Genomic DNA, 15,238 nt, shown 5'->3' with positions numbered 1-15,238 from the left:
TCAGCCGCCGTGGAACGCGTCGCGCAGGCGACCGAAGACGGACTTCCCGGAGGCACGGACCGTGCCCTCGGGAGACTCCTCCCCGCGCAGCTCCGCCAGCTCGCGGAGCAGCTCCACCTGCCGGTGGTCGAGCCGGGTCGGGGTCTCCACCACGATGGTGACCACCAGGTCGCCGCGTCCGCCGCGCAGGCCCGGGACCCCACGGCCCTTCAGCACCTGCTCGGTGCCGGACTGGGTCCCGGGACGCACCTCGAGCTCGAGCGAGCGCTCCGAGCCGTCGTCCTCGGCGAGGTCGGCCTCGAGCAGGGAGAGGGTGAGCGTGGTGCCGAGGGCGGCCGCGGTCATCGGGAGCGCGACCGTGCAGTGCAGGTCGTTGCCGTTGCGGATGAAGGTGGGGTGCTGGGCCACCCGGATCTCGACGTAGAGGTCGCCGGCCGGCCCTCCGCCCGGCCCGACCTCCCCCTCGTGCGCCAGCTGCACGCGGGTGCCGTCGTCCACGCCGGGCGGGATCTTGACCGTGAGGGTCCGACGCGATCGCACACGTCCGTCGCCGGCACACTCCCGACAGGGGTCGGCGATGATCGACCCGAACCCGCGGCACGCGGCACACGGGCGCAGGGTCCGGATCTCGCCCAGGAAGGAGCGCTGCACCTGGGCGACCTCGCCCGCGCCCCGGCAGGTCTCGCAGGTCTGGGGGTGGGTGCCCGGGGCGGTGCCCTCACCCTGACAGGCGGTGCAGACCACGGCCGTGTCGACCTTGATCTCCTTGGTGACGCCGAACGCCGCCTCGGCCAGCTCGACCTCGAGCGCGATCAGCGCGTCCTGGCCGCGGCGCGTGCGGGGACGGGGACCGCGCCCGCCGCCGGCGGCTGCGGCGCCGGGGCCCTGGCCCCCGAAGAAGGCGTCCATGATGTCGGTGAAGGAGAATCCGGCCCCCTGGCCGAACCCGCCCGCCCCGCCGAAGGGGTCGCCGCCGCGGTCGTAGTGAGCCCGCTTCTGGGGGTCGGACAGCACCTCGTAGGCGCCCGTCACCTCCTTGAACCGCTCCTGGGTCTCCGGGTCCGGGTTGACGTCCGGGTGGAGCTGGCGGGCCAGCCGGCGGTAGGCCTTCTTGATCGTGTCGGCATCGGCGTCCCTGGGGACACCGAGCAACTCGTAGAGGTCCTGGCTCAACTTCGTCCTTCGTCTTGGAGGGGTCTTGGAGGGGTGGGGAGACCGCTCAGGTCTCGTCGAGGATGCGGGAGACGTAACGGGCGACGGCGCGGACCGCCGCCATGGTGCCGGGGTAGTCCATGCGGGTGGGGCCGACGATGCCCAGGCTCGCGAGCGCGTCCTGGCCCGGCCCGTAGCCGGTGGCCACGACGCTGGTCCCCGCGAGCTCGGTGTAGGGGCCCTCGCGACCGATCCGGACCGTCACGGCGCCGGCGTCGGCGGCCTCGCCCAGGAGCTTCATCAGGACGACCTGCTCCTCCAGGGCCTCCAGCAGCGGACGCACGGTGGTGTCGAAGTCCTGTCCGAAGCGAGCCAGGTTGGCGGCACCGCCGACCGCCACCCGCTCGTCGCGCCGGTGGTCCGACATCGCCTCGGTGAGCGTCTCCACGACGGCGCGGGTCAGGGCGGAGTCAGGCTCGGGGACCTCGTCCACCAGGGCCGACAGGGCGCTGGTGGCCTCGGCGATGCGCCGTCCGGAGGTCGCGCGGCCTATCCGGTTGCGCAGGTCGCCGAGGCGCTCGTCCTCGACCTCGCCGGACTCCTGGGGAAGCTCGACCAGCCGCTGCTCGACGCGTCCGGTGGAGAGGATCAGCACCACGAGCAGGCGACCCGGGGCCAGCATGACGACCTCCACGTGGCGCACCGTGCTCCGGGTGAGCGTCGGGTACTGCACCACCGCCACCTGGCGGGTCAGCTGGGAGAGCGTCCGCACGGAGCGCTGGACCACGTCGTCGAGATCGACCGCCCCGTCCAGGAACGAGGCGATCGCCCGCCGCTCGGCGCCGGACATCGGCTTGACCGTGCTGAGCCGGTCGACGAAGAGGCGGTACCCCTTGTCCGTGGGCACCCGGCCGGCACTGGTGTGGGGCTGGTGGATGAAGCCCTCGTCCTCGAGGGCGGCCATGTCGTTGCGCACGGTGGCCGGGGAGACCCCCAGTCCGTGACGCTCCACCAGCGCCTTCGAGCCGACCGGCTCCTCGGTGGCGACGTAGTCCTCCACGATCGCGCGCAGAACGGCGAGCTTGCGGTCCTCCGACATGGGCTCCTCCGTTCAGGTCGTCGGGATCGGTCTGGCACTCCAGACCGGCGAGTGCCAAGTCTACTAGGCGAGGGGACGCGGGCTAGGCTCGCGGGCATGCCGGAGTTCCAGCAGGTCGCGGACCGGGTCTGGGTGGCACGCTACGCCGCCCACGACGTCAACGTCACAGTGGTCGGGGGCGCCCTGGGGGCGTTGGTCGTCGACACCCGGGAGTCCGAGGAGGCTGGGCGCGAGCTGGTCGAGCAGGTCCGGCGCCTGGGAGTCGGGGAGGTGGTCGCCGTGGTGAACACCCACGACCACGTCGACCACATCGGCGGCAACGGGGCCTTCCTCGCCGCCTTCCCCGAGGCTGCGGTCGTCGCCCACGAGGACGCCGACGTGCCCGACGTGACCCGCACGTTCTCCTCCGTCCACGTCGTGGAGCTCGGCGACCGCGCGGTCGAGGTCTTCCACCCCGGCCGGGCGCACACCGGGGGCGACCTCGTGGTCCGGGTCGCCGAGGCCGACGTCCTGGTGGTCGGCGACCTCGTCGTGGAGGCCACCGCCCCCTGGTACGGCGACGACTCCTGGCCGATGGAGTGGCCCCTCGCGCTCGACCTGGTGCTGGGTCTCGCCACGCCCACCACCGTCGTCATCCCCGGCCACGGCGCCCCGGTGGGGCGCGACTTCGTCGAGCAGCAGCGCGGCGACATCGGGACGGTCGCCGAGACCCTCCGCGACCTGGTGGGCCGTGGGGTGCCGCGCGCCGAGGCACTCGCCGCCGCCTCCTGGCCGTTCCCGCCCGAGCGCATCGCGCCTGCGGTGGACCGCGCCTACGACCAGCTGCCCAGGGCCCAGCGCCAGCTGCCCCTCGTGTGAGGCGGCGGGGAGGGCCGCAGGGCTGCACCGGGGGTGTGATCGCCCTCACCCCCGGGTACGCCCACCCCATGACCGACTCCCAGGACCCCACCGACCTGCCCCAGGCGCAGAGCACCACCAGCGAGGCCGACGCGGACCACGGCTCGGACGACGCCGCCCCGCAGGACCGCTCCGTCGCCGGCATCTCCGACGAGCAGCTGCCCGACGACCTCACCCCGGGCGAGGACAACCCGCTCGCCGAGCCCCTGGACCCTGACGACCCGAGCACCAAGTCGCAGGAGGAGCTCGGTCTCCTCGACGAGGGGGACACCGACCAGGGTCAGGCGGGGATCGCGGAGGGCTGATTCGCCAGGCTCCGCGCGTCCTCACCCGGGTCGGGCATCCGGCGTCCTAGCGTGGTCCGGTGCCTTCCCCCACCGACCGCTACGGTTCCGACGTCCTCTCCGGCGACTGGCGCGCCCCCAAGCGGGGCCGCGCCCAGGAGCGAGCCGCCGAGCTCGGCCTCGTGGTCGAGGAGGTCACCACCGAGTGGTGCGGGGAGATCGTCGCCATGGACCGCGACCTGCGGACGGTGACCCTCGAGGACCGGCGCCGCAAGCGGCGGACCTTCCCGATGGGGCCGGGGTTCCTGCTCGAGGGGGCCCCGGTGGTGCTCACCCCGCCGGTCCAGCGAGCCGCCCCGGCCAAGGCCACCCGGACCGCCTCGGGCTCGGTGGCGGTCCACGGGGCCAAGGCGCGGGTCGCCCGACAGAGCCGCATCTTCGTGGAGGGCCGGCACGACGCCGAGCTCGTCGAGAAGGTGTGGGGCGACGACCTGCGCATCGAGGGCGTGGTGGTGGAGTTCCTCGGCGGCGTGGACGACCTCGCCGACCACCTCAAGGACTTCAAGCCCGGACCCGAGCGCCGCGTCGGCGTGCTGGTCGACCACCTGGTGCCGGGCTCCAAGGAGAGCCGGATCGCGCAGGGGATCATGCGCTCGCCGGTGGGCAAGCACGTCCTGATCGTGGGGCACCCGTTCATCGACGTCTGGCAGGCCGTCAAGCCGGAGCGGCTCGGCTTCACCCGCTGGCCCGACGTGCCGCGCTCGATCGACTGGAAGAAGGGCACCTGCCAGCAGCTGGGCTGGCCGCACCGGGACCAGGCCGACATCGCGCGGGCCTGGAAGCACATCCTCGGTGGCGTGCGCGGCTTCCAGGATCTCGACCCCGCCCTGCTGGGCCGGGTGGAGGAGCTGATCGACTTCGTCACCGCCCCCTGAGTCGCGGCTGTCTCAGTCGACCAGCAGGTCGCGCACCACGGCATCGGCCAGCAGCCGTCCGTGCCGGGTGAGCACCAGACGGCCCCCGGACTCCACCGCGAGCCCCCGGGCGACCACGTCGGGCACGGCCGCCCGCTCGCGGTCGGCGAGCACCTCCAGCGAGAGCCCCTCCCGCAGCCGCACCTCGAGCAGGACCCGCTCCACGTGCCGGTCCGCCGCGGAGAGCACCTCCCGCCCGTGGGCCGGGCTCAGCCCGGCCGCGAGCCTGGTCGCGTAGGCGGCGGGGTGCTTGACGTTCCACCAGCGGACGCCGCCGACGTGCGAGTGGGCGCCCGGCCCGACCCCCCACCAGTCGGCGCCGCGCCAGTAGAGGAGGTTGTGCAGACACCGGCTCTCGGGGCGGCGCGCCCAGTTGGAGACCTCGTACCACTCCAGCCCGGACGCGCTGAGCCGCTCGTCGGCCCTCAGGTACTTGTCGGCGAGGTCGTCGTCGTCCGGCATCGGCAGCTCGCCGCGTCTGACCCTCCGCGCCAGCGCCGTGCCCGGCTCCACGATCAGCGAGTACGCCGAGACGTGGTCGGGGGCCGAGGCGAGCGCCGCCTCGAGGGAGTGCTCCCAGTCGGCCAGGCTCTCCCCCGGCGTCCCATAGATGAGGTCGAGGCTGACCTCCTCGAAGCCCGCCGCCCGCGCCCACTCGACCGCGAGCGGGACCCGGGCCGGGTCGTGGGTCCGGTCCAGGGTGGCGAGCACGTGCGCGACGGCGGACTGCATCCCGAAGGAGACCCGGGTGAAGCCCGCCTCCCGCAGCCGGGCGAGCCCCTCGGCGGTGACGCTGTCGGGGTTGGCCTCGGTGGTCACCTCCGCATCGGAGGCCAGCCCGAGCTCCGCGCGGACGGACCCGAGCATCGTCGCGAGGTCGTCCGGCGGGAGCAGGGTCGGCGTACCGCCCCCCACGAAGACGGTGCTGACCTCGCGGGCGGCCTCGCCGAGCACCTGCCGCGCCAGCCTGATCTCAGCGACCGCCTGCTGGGCGTACGACGCCATCGAGGTGCCACCCACGTCCCCCAGCTCGGAGGGGGTGTAGGTGTTGAAGTCGCAGTAGCCGCAACGCACCCGGCAGAAGGGCACGTGCAGGTAGAGCGCGAGGGGGCGGCTCCGGGCGCCCTCCAGGGCGGCGGGCGGGAGCGACCCGTCCTCGGGAGCCGGGTCCCCGGCTGGTAGCGCAGATGGCACGTACCCATCTCACCACGGGGCTCGTGCCGTGGCGGAAACGCGGAGCAGGGCCCCACGTCGCCGCGGGGCCCTGCTCGTCGTCTCCTCGGTGGCGCAGCCGCGCCGGTCGAGGATCAGACGTACATCTTCTCGATCAGGTCGCTGTAGTTGCCCTCGACGACGTTGCGCTTGACCTTCATGGACGGGGTCAGCTCCCCGGACTCCACGGTCAGGTCGTGGTCGAGCAGCTCCCACTTCTTGATGGTCTCCCAGCGGTTGAGCTGGGAGTTCATCTCGTCGACGTACCCCTGGACCATCTCCTTGACCTGCGCGCTGCGCACGACCTCGGTGTAGGAGGCGCCGGCCATGCCGTTCTCCTCGGCCCAGGTCACCATGGCGTCCGGGTCGAGGGTGACCAGCGCGACGCAGTAGTTGCGCTCGGCCCCGAAGACCATGAACTGGCTGGCGTAGGGGCAGACGGCCTTGAACTTCGACTCGATCGCCGGCGGGGCGATGTACTTGCCGCCGGAGGTCTTGAAGAGCTCCTTGATCCGGCCGGTGATCTTGAGGTGCCCGTCCTCGTCGAGCGATCCCTTGTCGCCGGTGTGCAGCCAGCCGTCGGGGGTGAGCGCCTTCGCGGTCTCCTCGGGGAGGTTGTGGTAGCCCTCCATCACGCCGGGGCCCTTGATCAGCACCTCGTCGTTGTCGCCCAGCTTGACCTCGGTGCCCGGGAAGGGAGGCCCGACCGTGCCGAACTTGTTCTGGTCGGGGTGGTTGACGAAGGTGCCGGCGGAGGTCTCGGTGAGGCCGTAGCCCTCGAGGATCTTGATGCCCGCCGCGCCGAACCACTCGGCGATGTCCTGGTTGAGCGCGGCCGCGCCCGAGATGAAGAAGCGCACCCGTCCGCCGAAGCGGTCGCGGATCTTGGAGAAGACCAGCTTGTCCAGCACCTTGTGCTTCACGCCGAGGGCGAAGGGGACGGAGCGGCCCTCGCGCTGGAGGCGGTCGACCTCGATGCCGACCTCGAAGGCCTTCTTGAAGATCTTCTCCTTGGCTCCGCCCTCGGCGGCCTGCATGGTGACGATCTTGCCGTGGGCCTTCTCGAAGATCCGGGGCGCCGCACCCATGAAGGTGGGCTTCACGATCCCGAGGTTCTCCACGATCTTGTCGACCCGGCCGTCGATGGCGGTCGGGAAGCCGCACGCCATCTGCGTCGAGAGCAGGACCTTGCCGAAGGAGTGAGCCATCGGGAGCCAGAGGAACTGCAGGTCGTCCTCGCTGAGGATGCCCAGGGAGGCGATGGCGCTGCCTTCGTAGACCCACGACTCGTGGCGGAGCCGCACGCCCTTGGGGCGACCCGTGGTGCCGGAGGTGTAGATCAGGGTCGCCAGCTGGTCGGGGCGGATCGCCTCGGCCTTGGACTCCAGCACGCCGGGGTTGGCGGCCAGGTAGGCCTCGCCCAGGGCCGAGAGGTCGTCCAGGTTGATCACCCAGTCGCCGTCGGTCTTGCCCTCGAAGGTGATCACCTTGGCCACGTAGGGCAGCTCGGACTTGCGGTTGACCAGCTTGGCGATCTGGACGTCGTCCTCGGCGAAGACGAGCCGGCTCTCGGAGTCGGAGAGGATGTAGGAGGTGTCCTCCTCGCCGGTGGTCGGGTAGACCGTGGTGGTCGCGCCGGCGGCGCACATGATGGCCAGGTCGGCGAGGACCCACTCGTACCGGGTGCTCGACGCGATGCCGACGCGCATCTCCGGCTGGATACCCAGCGAGAGCAGTCCTCCGGCGAGGTTGCGGACGATCTCTCCAGCCTGGGCCCAGGTGACCGACTCCCATGCCTCCGACTTGGTCGGGTACCGGAACGCCTCGCGCTCTGGCGACTTCGCGACGCGGTCGTAGAACTGGACCGCGACATTGGGGTGCATGTGCGCCATGAAGCTGGTGTCGTTGTTCGGCATTTCTCCCTGACTTCGTTCGTGGCGCGTGCATACGCCGGCTGACTGCTTGGAAGTAACGTAGATCACTAAGTGACTCACCGGTAGCCGTATGCCCCGTTTGGAGACGTTTTGGGCGTTTCGCCTTCCGGGGGTGGTCGCCGGCCCTGCCGCGGGTCCGGTGTTCAGCGCACCCCGGCCATCAGGCGCTGGATGGGGCTCTTGGCCGCGAGGACGGCCAGCCCGACGCCTACGGAGACCGCCCCGATGACGAGGAAGAAGCCGGTCTCGTCCTCGGGGTCGTAGTAGCCGGCCAGCGTGCCGGAGATCGCCGTCCCCAGCGCCACCGAGAGGAAGAACAGCGCCACCATCTGGGTGCGGTACTTCGCTGGTGCCAGCTTGGTGGAGACCGAGAGGCCGACGGGCGAGATGAGCAGCTCCGCGACCGTGAAGAGCAGCAGGATGCCGACCAGGCCGAGCAGGGGCGCCGCGGCCTCGCCCTGGGGCATCGCGAGGAACGCGAGGAAGGCCACGCCCATCACCACCGCGGCGAGGCCGAACTTGACGGGCGTGCTGGGGGCCCGGGCGCCCAACCGGGTCCACAGGGCCGCGAAGACGCCGGCCAGCGCGATGATGAAGACGGGATTGATCGACTGCACCCACGAGATCGGCATCTCCCAGCCGAACAGGTCGCGGTTCAACCGGTCGTCGGCGTAGATCGTCACCACGGTGAACTGCTGCTGGTAGAGCGACCAGAAGACCGCGCTGCAGACGAACAGCGGGATCATCGCGAGCACCCGGCTCCGCTCCGCCCCCGCCACCGACCGGTCGAGGAGCATCAGGGCGAACAGGGCGAGGGTGGAGACCAGGGTGACGCCGATGACCAGGTCGTCCAGCCGGTCGGCGGTGATCACCCCGGCAGCGGCCAGGACGCCGACCAGGGCCAGGACCACGACGCCGGCCACCAGGTAGCGCGGGAGGCGGCCGGGCGGCAGCGGGTTGGGGACGTGGTGGGTCTCGGCGGGCAGCCGGCCGCGACCCCGGGCGTACTGCAGGAGCCCGAAGGCCATCCCGATGGCGGCCAGGCCGAAGCCGAAGTGGAAGCCCCACTCCTTCTGGAGCACCCCGGTCAGCAGCGGTCCCACCAGGGCACCGATGTTGATCCCCATGTAGAAGATGGAGAACCCGGCGTCCCGGCGCTCGTCGTGCTCGCCGTAGAGCGAGCCCACCAGCGACGTGGCGTTGGCCTTGACGCCGCCGCTGCCGAGCGCGATCAGGATCAGGCCCACCCCGACGCCCACCAGCCCGGGAAGCAACGCGAGGGCCACGTGGCCTGCCATCACCAGGACCGCGGCGTAGAACAGCGTCCGCTCGGCACCGAGGAGCCGGTCGGCGAGCCAGGCACCGAGGATGGTGGCGAGGTAGACCGATCCCCCGTAGGCGCCGACGATTCCGGCCGCCACCCCACGGTCGAGCCCCAGCCCGCCGTCGGCGACGCTGAAGTAGAGGTAGATCAGCAGGATCCCCTGCATGCCGTAGAAGCTGAACCGCTCCCACAGCTCGACTCCGAAGAGGTTGGCCAGGACCCGCGGCTGACCGAAGAACGAGTCGTCGCGGCTCTCCCGTGTGGTTCCAGGGCGAGGTGTGCTCACTCATTCAAGGGTACCTCCGCCCGACCACCCGGATCAGCGGGCGTGGTGGGTGCCCGCCTTGCGCCGCAGCTCCTCGGCCAGGTCGTCGACCACCAGCAGCTCCGGCAGCAGCGCACGCTCGGTGGTGACGGCCCGGAAGGCCAACCCGATGGTGACGCCGTGGTCGGGCCGGTGCACCACGGTGAGGCCGTCGCCGCGCTCGACCGCGCCCTCCTCCAGCACCCGCAGGTAGGCGCCGGGCCGCCCGTGCGCGGTGAAGCGCTTGGCCCACGAGGTGTCGTCGAAGCCGGTCAGCCCCATCCAGCTCGCGAAGACCCGGCAGGGTGTCCGCACCGTCGACACCTCGACGAGAGCCGCCCCCACCCGCCAGCGCTCACCGAGGAGCGCGGCGTTCAGGTCGATCCCGGAGGTGGTGAGGTTCTCGCCGAACTGCCCATCGGGAACGGGCCGGCCGAGCTCGTGCTGCCAGTGGTCGAGGTCCTCGCGGGCGAACGCGTAGACGGCCTTGTCCGGGCCGCCGTGGAACTTGCGGTCACAGACCGAGTCACCCGCCATACCCGTCCGGCGCGCCATCACCGGACCTTCCACGGGCAGCTTGCGGATGGCGCTGCGCCCGACGCGCCCCGTCCAGGGGCCGGTCTCGGGCCGGCCGACGTTGACCGCCAGCACCTGCGCTTCCACCCGCCCCCCTCTCAGTCCTGCACGGCCTTGGCTACCGCGACGCAGGTGGTGACCTGCTCCCGGGTCCCACGCCGCGCCAGGTCCGGATCGTCCGACACGCACCCCAGGGCATTGTGCAGCATCCGGACCACCACCCAGTCCCGCGCGCGCTCCTCGTCGAACCCCGCCGCGTCCACCACGGCGTGGAAGCGGCGGCGAACCCCGGCGCGCACGTCTCCGGCCAGCTCCTCCCAGCGGTTCCACAGCAGCGGCGCCACCTCGTAGTGCGGGTCGCCCGCCAGCGGCTTGGGGGCGATCACCAGCCAGGGCTCACGGGTGCCGGCGAGCACGTTGGCGTAGTGCAGGTCGGTGTGGAGCAGCCGGGCCGGGGAGGCGTCGTCGGAGACGAGGTCCCGCCCCAGCGAGACGGCCTGCTCGACGAGGCGCCGAGGCAGCGGCACTCCGGGCCCCAGCCGGGCGAGCGCCTCGGTCCACCTCGCCACGCTGGACGCCAGCAGGCCGACCTGGGGCGGCGCGGGCAGGTGCAGGCGGGCGTAGCGCTCACCCACGATCTCGCAGGCCGCCACGTCCCAGACGTTCTCCAGGCTCTCGGGCCCGAGCCGCTCCAGCAGCATCGCCCGGCGCGCCGGGTCGGCCCGGACGAGTCGGACCGCACCCTCACCCGACCAGCGCTGAAGCGCCAGCGACTCGTGGCGGGACTCCTCGTCGGGCAGCCCGAGTTTGAGGACGCGCCGCTCCCCCTCCGGGTCCCGCACGGGGAGCACCAAGGAGCACCACCCGTGCTGGGCGACCCCGTCGTGGCTCAGGCCCCACTCGGCGACGACCTCGCTGGCCAGCCGGGGCAGCGCGTCCAGCCAGGAGGCCCACGGCTCGCCCAGGGCGCGGCGGGCCTCGAGCCCGTCCGGGACCCGGACCACGCCACGCTGGGTCACGGCCTACTTCTTGGACTTCTCCGAGGGCTGGGTGGTGGAGAGCGCGGCGACGAAGGCCTCGGGCGGCACCTCGACGGTGCCGATGTTCTTCATCCGCTTCTTGCCCGCCTTCTGCTTCTCCAGCAGCTTGCGCTTGCGGCTGATGTCACCGCCGTAGCACTTGGCCAGCACGTCCTTGCGGATGGCGCGGATGTTCTCCCGGGCGATCACCCGCGCGCCGATGGCCGCCTGGATCGGCACCTCGAACTGCTGCCGCGGGATCAGCTCCTTGAGCTTGCCGGCCATCATCACGCCGTAGGAGTACGCCGCGTCGCGGTGCACGATCGCGGAGAACGCGTCGACGGGCTCGCCCTGCAGCAGGATGTCGACCTTGACGAGGTCGGCGGCCTGCTCGCCGGAGCGCTCGTAGTCGAGCGAGGCGTAGCCCTTGGTCCGCGACTTGAGCTGGTCGAAGAAGTCGAAGACGATCTCGCCCATCGGCAGCGTGTAGCGCATCTCGACGCGGTCCTCGGAGAGGTAGTCCATCCCCTGGAGGCTGCCGCGCTTGGTCTGGCAGAGCTCCATGATCGTGCCGATGTAGTCGCTCGGGCTCAGGATCGTCGCCTTGACCACCGGCTCGCGGACCTCGGAGATCTTGCCCTCCGGGTACTCGCTGGGGTTGGTCACCGTCAGCCGGGTGCCGTCCTCCATCACGACCTGGTAGACCACGTTGGGGGCGGTCGAGATGAGGTCGAGGTCGAACTCGCGCTCGAGGCGGTCCCGAGTGATCTCCATGTGGAGCAGCCCGAGGAAGCCGATGCGGAAGCCGAACCCCAGGGCGCCGGAGGTCTCGGGCTCGAAGGTGAGCGCCGCGTCGTTGAGCTGGAGCCGCTCGAGCGCGTCGCGCAGCGTCGGGTAGTCGTCGCCGTCGATCGGGTAGAGCCCGGAGTAGACCATCGGGTTCGGGTGCTTGTAGCCGCCCAGCGCCTCGGTGGCGCCGTGGTGCTGGCTGGTGACGGTGTCGCCGACTCGCGACTGCCGGACGTCCTTCACCCCGGTGATCAGGTAGCCCACCTCGCCGACGCCCAGGTCTCCGGCCTTGACCGGCTCGGGGCTGATCACGCCGACCTCGAGCATCTCGTGGACCGCGCCGGTCGACATCATCTTGATCCGGTCGCGGTGGGTCAGCTTGCCGTCGATGACTCGGACGTAGGTCACCACGCCGCGGTAGGTGTCGTAGACGGAGTCGAAGATCAGGGCCCGCGGCGGGGCGTCGGCGTCACCGACGGGCGCCGGGGTCTGCTTGACGATCTCGTTGAGCAGCCCCTCGACGCCGACACCGGTCTTGGCGCTGACCCGGAGCACGTCCTCGGGCTCACACCCGACCAGCCCGGCCAGCTCCGCGGCGTACTTCTCGGGGTTGGCGCCGGGCAGGTCGATCTTGTTGAGCACCGGGATGATGTGAAGGTCGGCGCCCATCGCCAGGTAGAGGTTGGCGAGGGTCTGGGCCTCGATCCCCTGGGCGGCGTCGACCAGCAGCACCGCGGCCTCGCAGGCCTCCAGCGACCGGGAGACCTCGTAGGTGAAGTCGACGTGTCCGGGGGTGTCGATCATGTTGAGCACGTAGGTGCCGGGCTCGGCCAGCTCGTCGTTGTCGGCGGGAACCGTCCAGGGCATGCGGACGGCCTGGCTCTTGATCGTGATGCCGCGCTCGCGCTCGATGTCCATCCGGTCGAGGTACTGGGCGCGGGCAGCGCGCTCGTCCACCACCCCGGTCAGCTGCAGCATCCGGTCGGCAAGGGTCGACTTGCCGTGGTCGATGTGGGCGATGATGCAGAAGTTCCGGATGATCGACGGGTCGGTCTGTCCGGGCTTCGGGGCGCTCTTGGAGGACACGGATGACTTTCGGGTACGACGTGACGTGCGGGTCGGCACATTGCGGGTCGACACATTGTTCCACGCTGCCGGCCGCTCCCGGGATTCGCGCCGCGTCCCGTCGCACTCTCCCGCGGTCGGGCCCCGGCGCGGGCCGCGTGGTGGATGATGCCCCCGTGCCCCCCTCGACGACGCCCGCCTACCCCGCTCCGCCCGACGCCACGGCACGGCGGCTGGGATGGCAGTTCCTGCCCCCCGGCGTCCGGGCGTGGGTCGAGCGCCGGTGCGGCGCCGCGGTGGTGGAGGCCATCTCCTGCGACGCGGGCTTCACCCCGGGCTTCGCCTCGGTGCTGGTCTGCGACGACGGCTCGCGCCACTTCGTGAAGGCGGCCTCGGCCAAGGCGCAACGGGTCTTCGCCGACTCCTACCGGGAGGAGGCGCGCAAGCTCTCCGCCCTCCCCGCCGCGGTGCCGGCCCCCCGGCTCGCGTGGCTGCTCGACGACGACTGGGTCGTCCTGGGCATCGAGTACCTCGACGGCGTCAACCCGCCCCGTCCCTGGAGCCGTCCGCACCTGGACGCCACGCTGGACACGCTGGAGCGGGTGGCGGCGGCCACCACCCCGGTCCCTGCGGCGATGGGCCTGGACCCCCTGGTGGAGGAGCTGGCCGACTGGCCCTCCCACTGGGAGGCGGTAGGACGGTCGCGCCCGGGGATGCCGTGGCTCGAGGAGGCCGCGGCGCTGGCCGCCGGCTTCGCGACGGGGGCCGACGGGGACACCTTGGTGCACACCGACGTGCGCGCCGACAACGTCCTGGTGGACGGCGAGGGCGTGGCGTGGCTGTGCGACTGGAACTGGCCGGTGCGCGGCGCGGCGTGGGTCGACTCCCTCCTCACGCTCGTCGGTCCCCGCGGCGACGGGCTCGACGTGGAGGAGGTCATCGCCACCCGGCCGCTCCTGCGTGACGTGCCGGCCGACCACCTCGACTCGTTCCTCGCCCTGATGACCGGCTACTTCCTGCGGATGGCGGCCGAGCCCGTCCCGCCCTCCTCGCCCTGGCTCCGCGCCCACCAGGGATGGCAGGGCGAGGTCTGCTGGCAGTGGCTGAGCGAGCGACGGGGGTGGGCGGCCGAGTGATTTGGGTGGGCGGCGAGCCCACTGGTAATCTCTTGCCCGCATGTCCGGCGCCCGACCCTCCATGGGGTTGCCAGGCAGCCGACACACCAATTCTTCTTTTCCAGTCCAGACCGAGACCGAAGGTTCTTCAGTGGCGAACATCAAGTCCCAGATCAAGCGCAACAAGCAGAACGAGAAGCGTCACGAGCGCAACAAGGCGGTCAAGACCGGTCTCAAGACGGCTGTCCGCAAGTTCCGTGAGGCCGCCGAGACCGGCGACAAGGAGGCCGCGGTCACCTTGGGTCGCGACGCCGCGCGCAAGCTCGACAAGGCCGCCTCCAAGGGCGTCATCCACAAGAACCAGGCCGCGAACCGCAAGTCGGCCATCGCCAAGAAGTCTGCTGCTCTCTGAGCTCAGACCAGCTGTCGAGGCGCCGTACTCCTTCGGGGTGCGGCGCCTTCGTCATTTCCCCGATCCCCGGCGGCGCTCAGCGCGACCGCAGGGCCACCACGGTGAGCACCAGCCGCTCCAGCGTGTAGCTCGCGTCGTGGGCCGCTCCCTTGATGTCGGCATCGGCACGGGCCACCGCGCGCAGCGCCCGGGCGATCCCGCGGTCGTCCCAGCTGCGTGCCTGGGCCCTGACGGTCTTCACCTTCCACGGTGGCACCCCGAGCTCCCGGGCCAGGTCGCCGTCGCGCAGCCCACGGGCGGCGCCCAGGAACCGGGCAACCCCCCGGACCGACTGGCCGACCGCGGAGGTGACGAGCACGGCGGGAGTCCCGCCGTCCAGCGCCCACCGCAGCTCCTCCAGCGCCTGGGCTGCCTCCCCCGCCATGGCCGCGTCGGCCACGGCGAAGGACTTCGCCTCCGCCCGGCCGCCGAAGTAGCGCTTCACCAGCTCGAGGGTCACCTGCTCGTCCGGAAAGTCGCTGGTGAGCTGGTGGGCCGCCGCGGCCAGCGACCGGAGGTCGTGGCCTACCGCCTGGACCAGGAACTCGGTCGCGTCGGGGGTCACGCGGGCACCGAGCTGCGCGAACTCGCCGCGGACGAACTCCTGGAAGCCGGCGGCGTACTTCACCTCGGCGGCCTTCACCTCGGTCACCGCGGACTGCTTGCGCAGCTTGGTCAGCAGCCCGCTGCCGCGCGAGCCGCCGCCGTGCATCAGGACCAGGGCCACGCCCTCCACCGGCTCGACAGCCCGCGCGAGGACGTCGTCGTAGAGGTCGTCGGGCAGGTCCTCCAGCCCCCTCACGAGGGCGCACCTGGTGGTGGAGAAGAGCGAGGGGGCACACATCTCGTCGAGCGAGGCGGCAGTCAGCTCCGAAGCCGGGGACTCCGAGAACTCGGCGTCGCTGTCGTAGGCGCTCACCGCGCGGCGCACGGCGGTGACCGCTCGTTCGTTGAGGAACTCCTCCTTGCCGGTCACCAGGGTGACGCGGCCGAGGACCTGGGAAGCACTGGGACCCTGAGCCATGGTGCGCACCAGCCTGCCA

General features: G+C 71.7%; 14 protein-coding genes. 5 read left to right on the top strand and 9 right to left on the bottom strand.

Annotated features, from left to right (window positions below; genetic code table 11):
• Nucleotides 1-1,173 carry a molecular chaperone DnaJ gene (gene dnaJ / locus AC3X7R_RS18355; protein ID WP_489967133.1) on the bottom strand — a complete coding sequence of 391 codons (1,173 nt, stop codon included), beginning with the start codon at nucleotides 1,171-1,173 and terminating at the stop codon, nucleotides 1-3.
• A gap of 46 nt (nucleotides 1,174-1,219) precedes the next feature.
• A complete protein-coding gene (gene hrcA / locus AC3X7R_RS18350; protein WP_489967132.1) occupies nucleotides 1,220-2,251 on the bottom strand; it encodes a heat-inducible transcriptional repressor HrcA in 1,032 nt (343 codons plus the stop codon).
• Nucleotides 2,252-2,347: 96 nt separating this feature from the next.
• Between hrcA and AC3X7R_RS18345 the strand changes: the two genes are divergently transcribed.
• From AC3X7R_RS18345 to AC3X7R_RS18335, 3 genes are all read left to right on the top strand, one after another.
• On the top strand, nucleotides 2,348-3,109 hold the full coding sequence (locus tag AC3X7R_RS18345; RefSeq protein WP_489967131.1) for an MBL fold metallo-hydrolase: 762 nt from the start codon (nucleotides 2,348-2,350) through the stop codon (nucleotides 3,107-3,109).
• A 68-nt stretch (nucleotides 3,110-3,177) separates the two neighbouring features.
• Nucleotides 3,178-3,453, top strand: a complete 276-nt coding sequence (locus AC3X7R_RS18340; protein ID WP_489967130.1) for a hypothetical protein — start codon at nucleotides 3,178-3,180, stop codon at nucleotides 3,451-3,453.
• 59 nt (nucleotides 3,454-3,512) lie between these two features.
• Nucleotides 3,513-4,367 (top strand): DUF3097 domain-containing protein, encoded by an 855-nt coding sequence (locus AC3X7R_RS18335; RefSeq protein ID WP_489967129.1) that lies wholly within the window; start codon nucleotides 3,513-3,515, stop codon nucleotides 4,365-4,367.
• Between the two features lie 12 nt (nucleotides 4,368-4,379).
• Here AC3X7R_RS18335 and hemW read toward each other — a convergent pair whose 3' ends face one another.
• The 6 genes from hemW to lepA all read right to left on the bottom strand — a co-directional run bounded on the left by hemW (nucleotide 4,380) and on the right by lepA (nucleotide 12,650).
• The gene (hemW, locus tag AC3X7R_RS18330) at nucleotides 4,380-5,600 is read right to left on the bottom strand and encodes a radical SAM family heme chaperone HemW (protein WP_489967128.1); all 1,221 of its coding nucleotides are present in this window, start codon (nucleotides 5,598-5,600) and stop codon (nucleotides 4,380-4,382) included.
• 113 nt (nucleotides 5,601-5,713) lie between these two features.
• Nucleotides 5,714-7,534, bottom strand: coding sequence for an AMP-dependent synthetase/ligase (locus tag AC3X7R_RS18325; RefSeq protein ID WP_489967127.1), 1,821 nt, complete (start codon nucleotides 7,532-7,534; stop codon nucleotides 5,714-5,716).
• Between the two features lie 161 nt (nucleotides 7,535-7,695).
• Nucleotides 7,696-9,162 carry a peptide MFS transporter gene (locus tag AC3X7R_RS18320; protein ID WP_489967126.1) on the bottom strand — a complete coding sequence of 489 codons (1,467 nt, stop codon included), beginning with the start codon at nucleotides 9,160-9,162 and terminating at the stop codon, nucleotides 7,696-7,698.
• Nucleotides 9,163-9,195: 33 nt separating this feature from the next.
• The gene (locus tag AC3X7R_RS18315; RefSeq protein ID WP_489967125.1) at nucleotides 9,196-9,843 is read right to left on the bottom strand and encodes an MOSC domain-containing protein; all 648 of its coding nucleotides are present in this window, start codon (nucleotides 9,841-9,843) and stop codon (nucleotides 9,196-9,198) included.
• Nucleotides 9,844-9,854: 11 nt separating this feature from the next.
• Nucleotides 9,855-10,775, bottom strand: a complete 921-nt coding sequence (locus AC3X7R_RS18310; protein ID WP_489967124.1) for an aminoglycoside phosphotransferase family protein — start codon at nucleotides 10,773-10,775, stop codon at nucleotides 9,855-9,857.
• A 3-nt stretch (nucleotides 10,776-10,778) separates the two neighbouring features.
• The gene (gene lepA / locus AC3X7R_RS18305; protein ID WP_489967123.1) at nucleotides 10,779-12,650 is read right to left on the bottom strand and encodes a translation elongation factor 4; all 1,872 of its coding nucleotides are present in this window, start codon (nucleotides 12,648-12,650) and stop codon (nucleotides 10,779-10,781) included.
• A 155-nt stretch (nucleotides 12,651-12,805) separates the two neighbouring features.
• On the opposite strand from lepA, the gene AC3X7R_RS18300 reads away from it, so the two are divergent.
• Nucleotides 12,806-13,765 carry a phosphotransferase family protein gene (locus tag AC3X7R_RS18300; protein ID WP_489967122.1) on the top strand — a complete coding sequence of 320 codons (960 nt, stop codon included), beginning with the start codon at nucleotides 12,806-12,808 and terminating at the stop codon, nucleotides 13,763-13,765.
• Between the two features lie 130 nt (nucleotides 13,766-13,895).
• Nucleotides 13,896-14,156, top strand: coding sequence for a 30S ribosomal protein S20 (gene rpsT, locus AC3X7R_RS18295; RefSeq protein WP_489967121.1), 261 nt, complete (start codon nucleotides 13,896-13,898; stop codon nucleotides 14,154-14,156).
• A 76-nt stretch (nucleotides 14,157-14,232) separates the two neighbouring features.
• Here the strand turns inward: rpsT and holA are convergent, their stop codons facing one another.
• Nucleotides 14,233-15,219 carry a DNA polymerase III subunit delta gene (holA, locus tag AC3X7R_RS18290; protein ID WP_489967120.1) on the bottom strand — a complete coding sequence of 329 codons (987 nt, stop codon included), beginning with the start codon at nucleotides 15,217-15,219 and terminating at the stop codon, nucleotides 14,233-14,235.
• Between the last annotated feature and the right edge of the window lie 19 nt (nucleotides 15,220-15,238).

The sequence above is a fragment of the Nocardioides sp. Z22_16 genome (assembly GCF_058134365.1).
The sequence above is the reverse complement of the archived record's forward strand: the minus strand, read 5'-3'. Positions and strand labels throughout refer to the sequence as shown.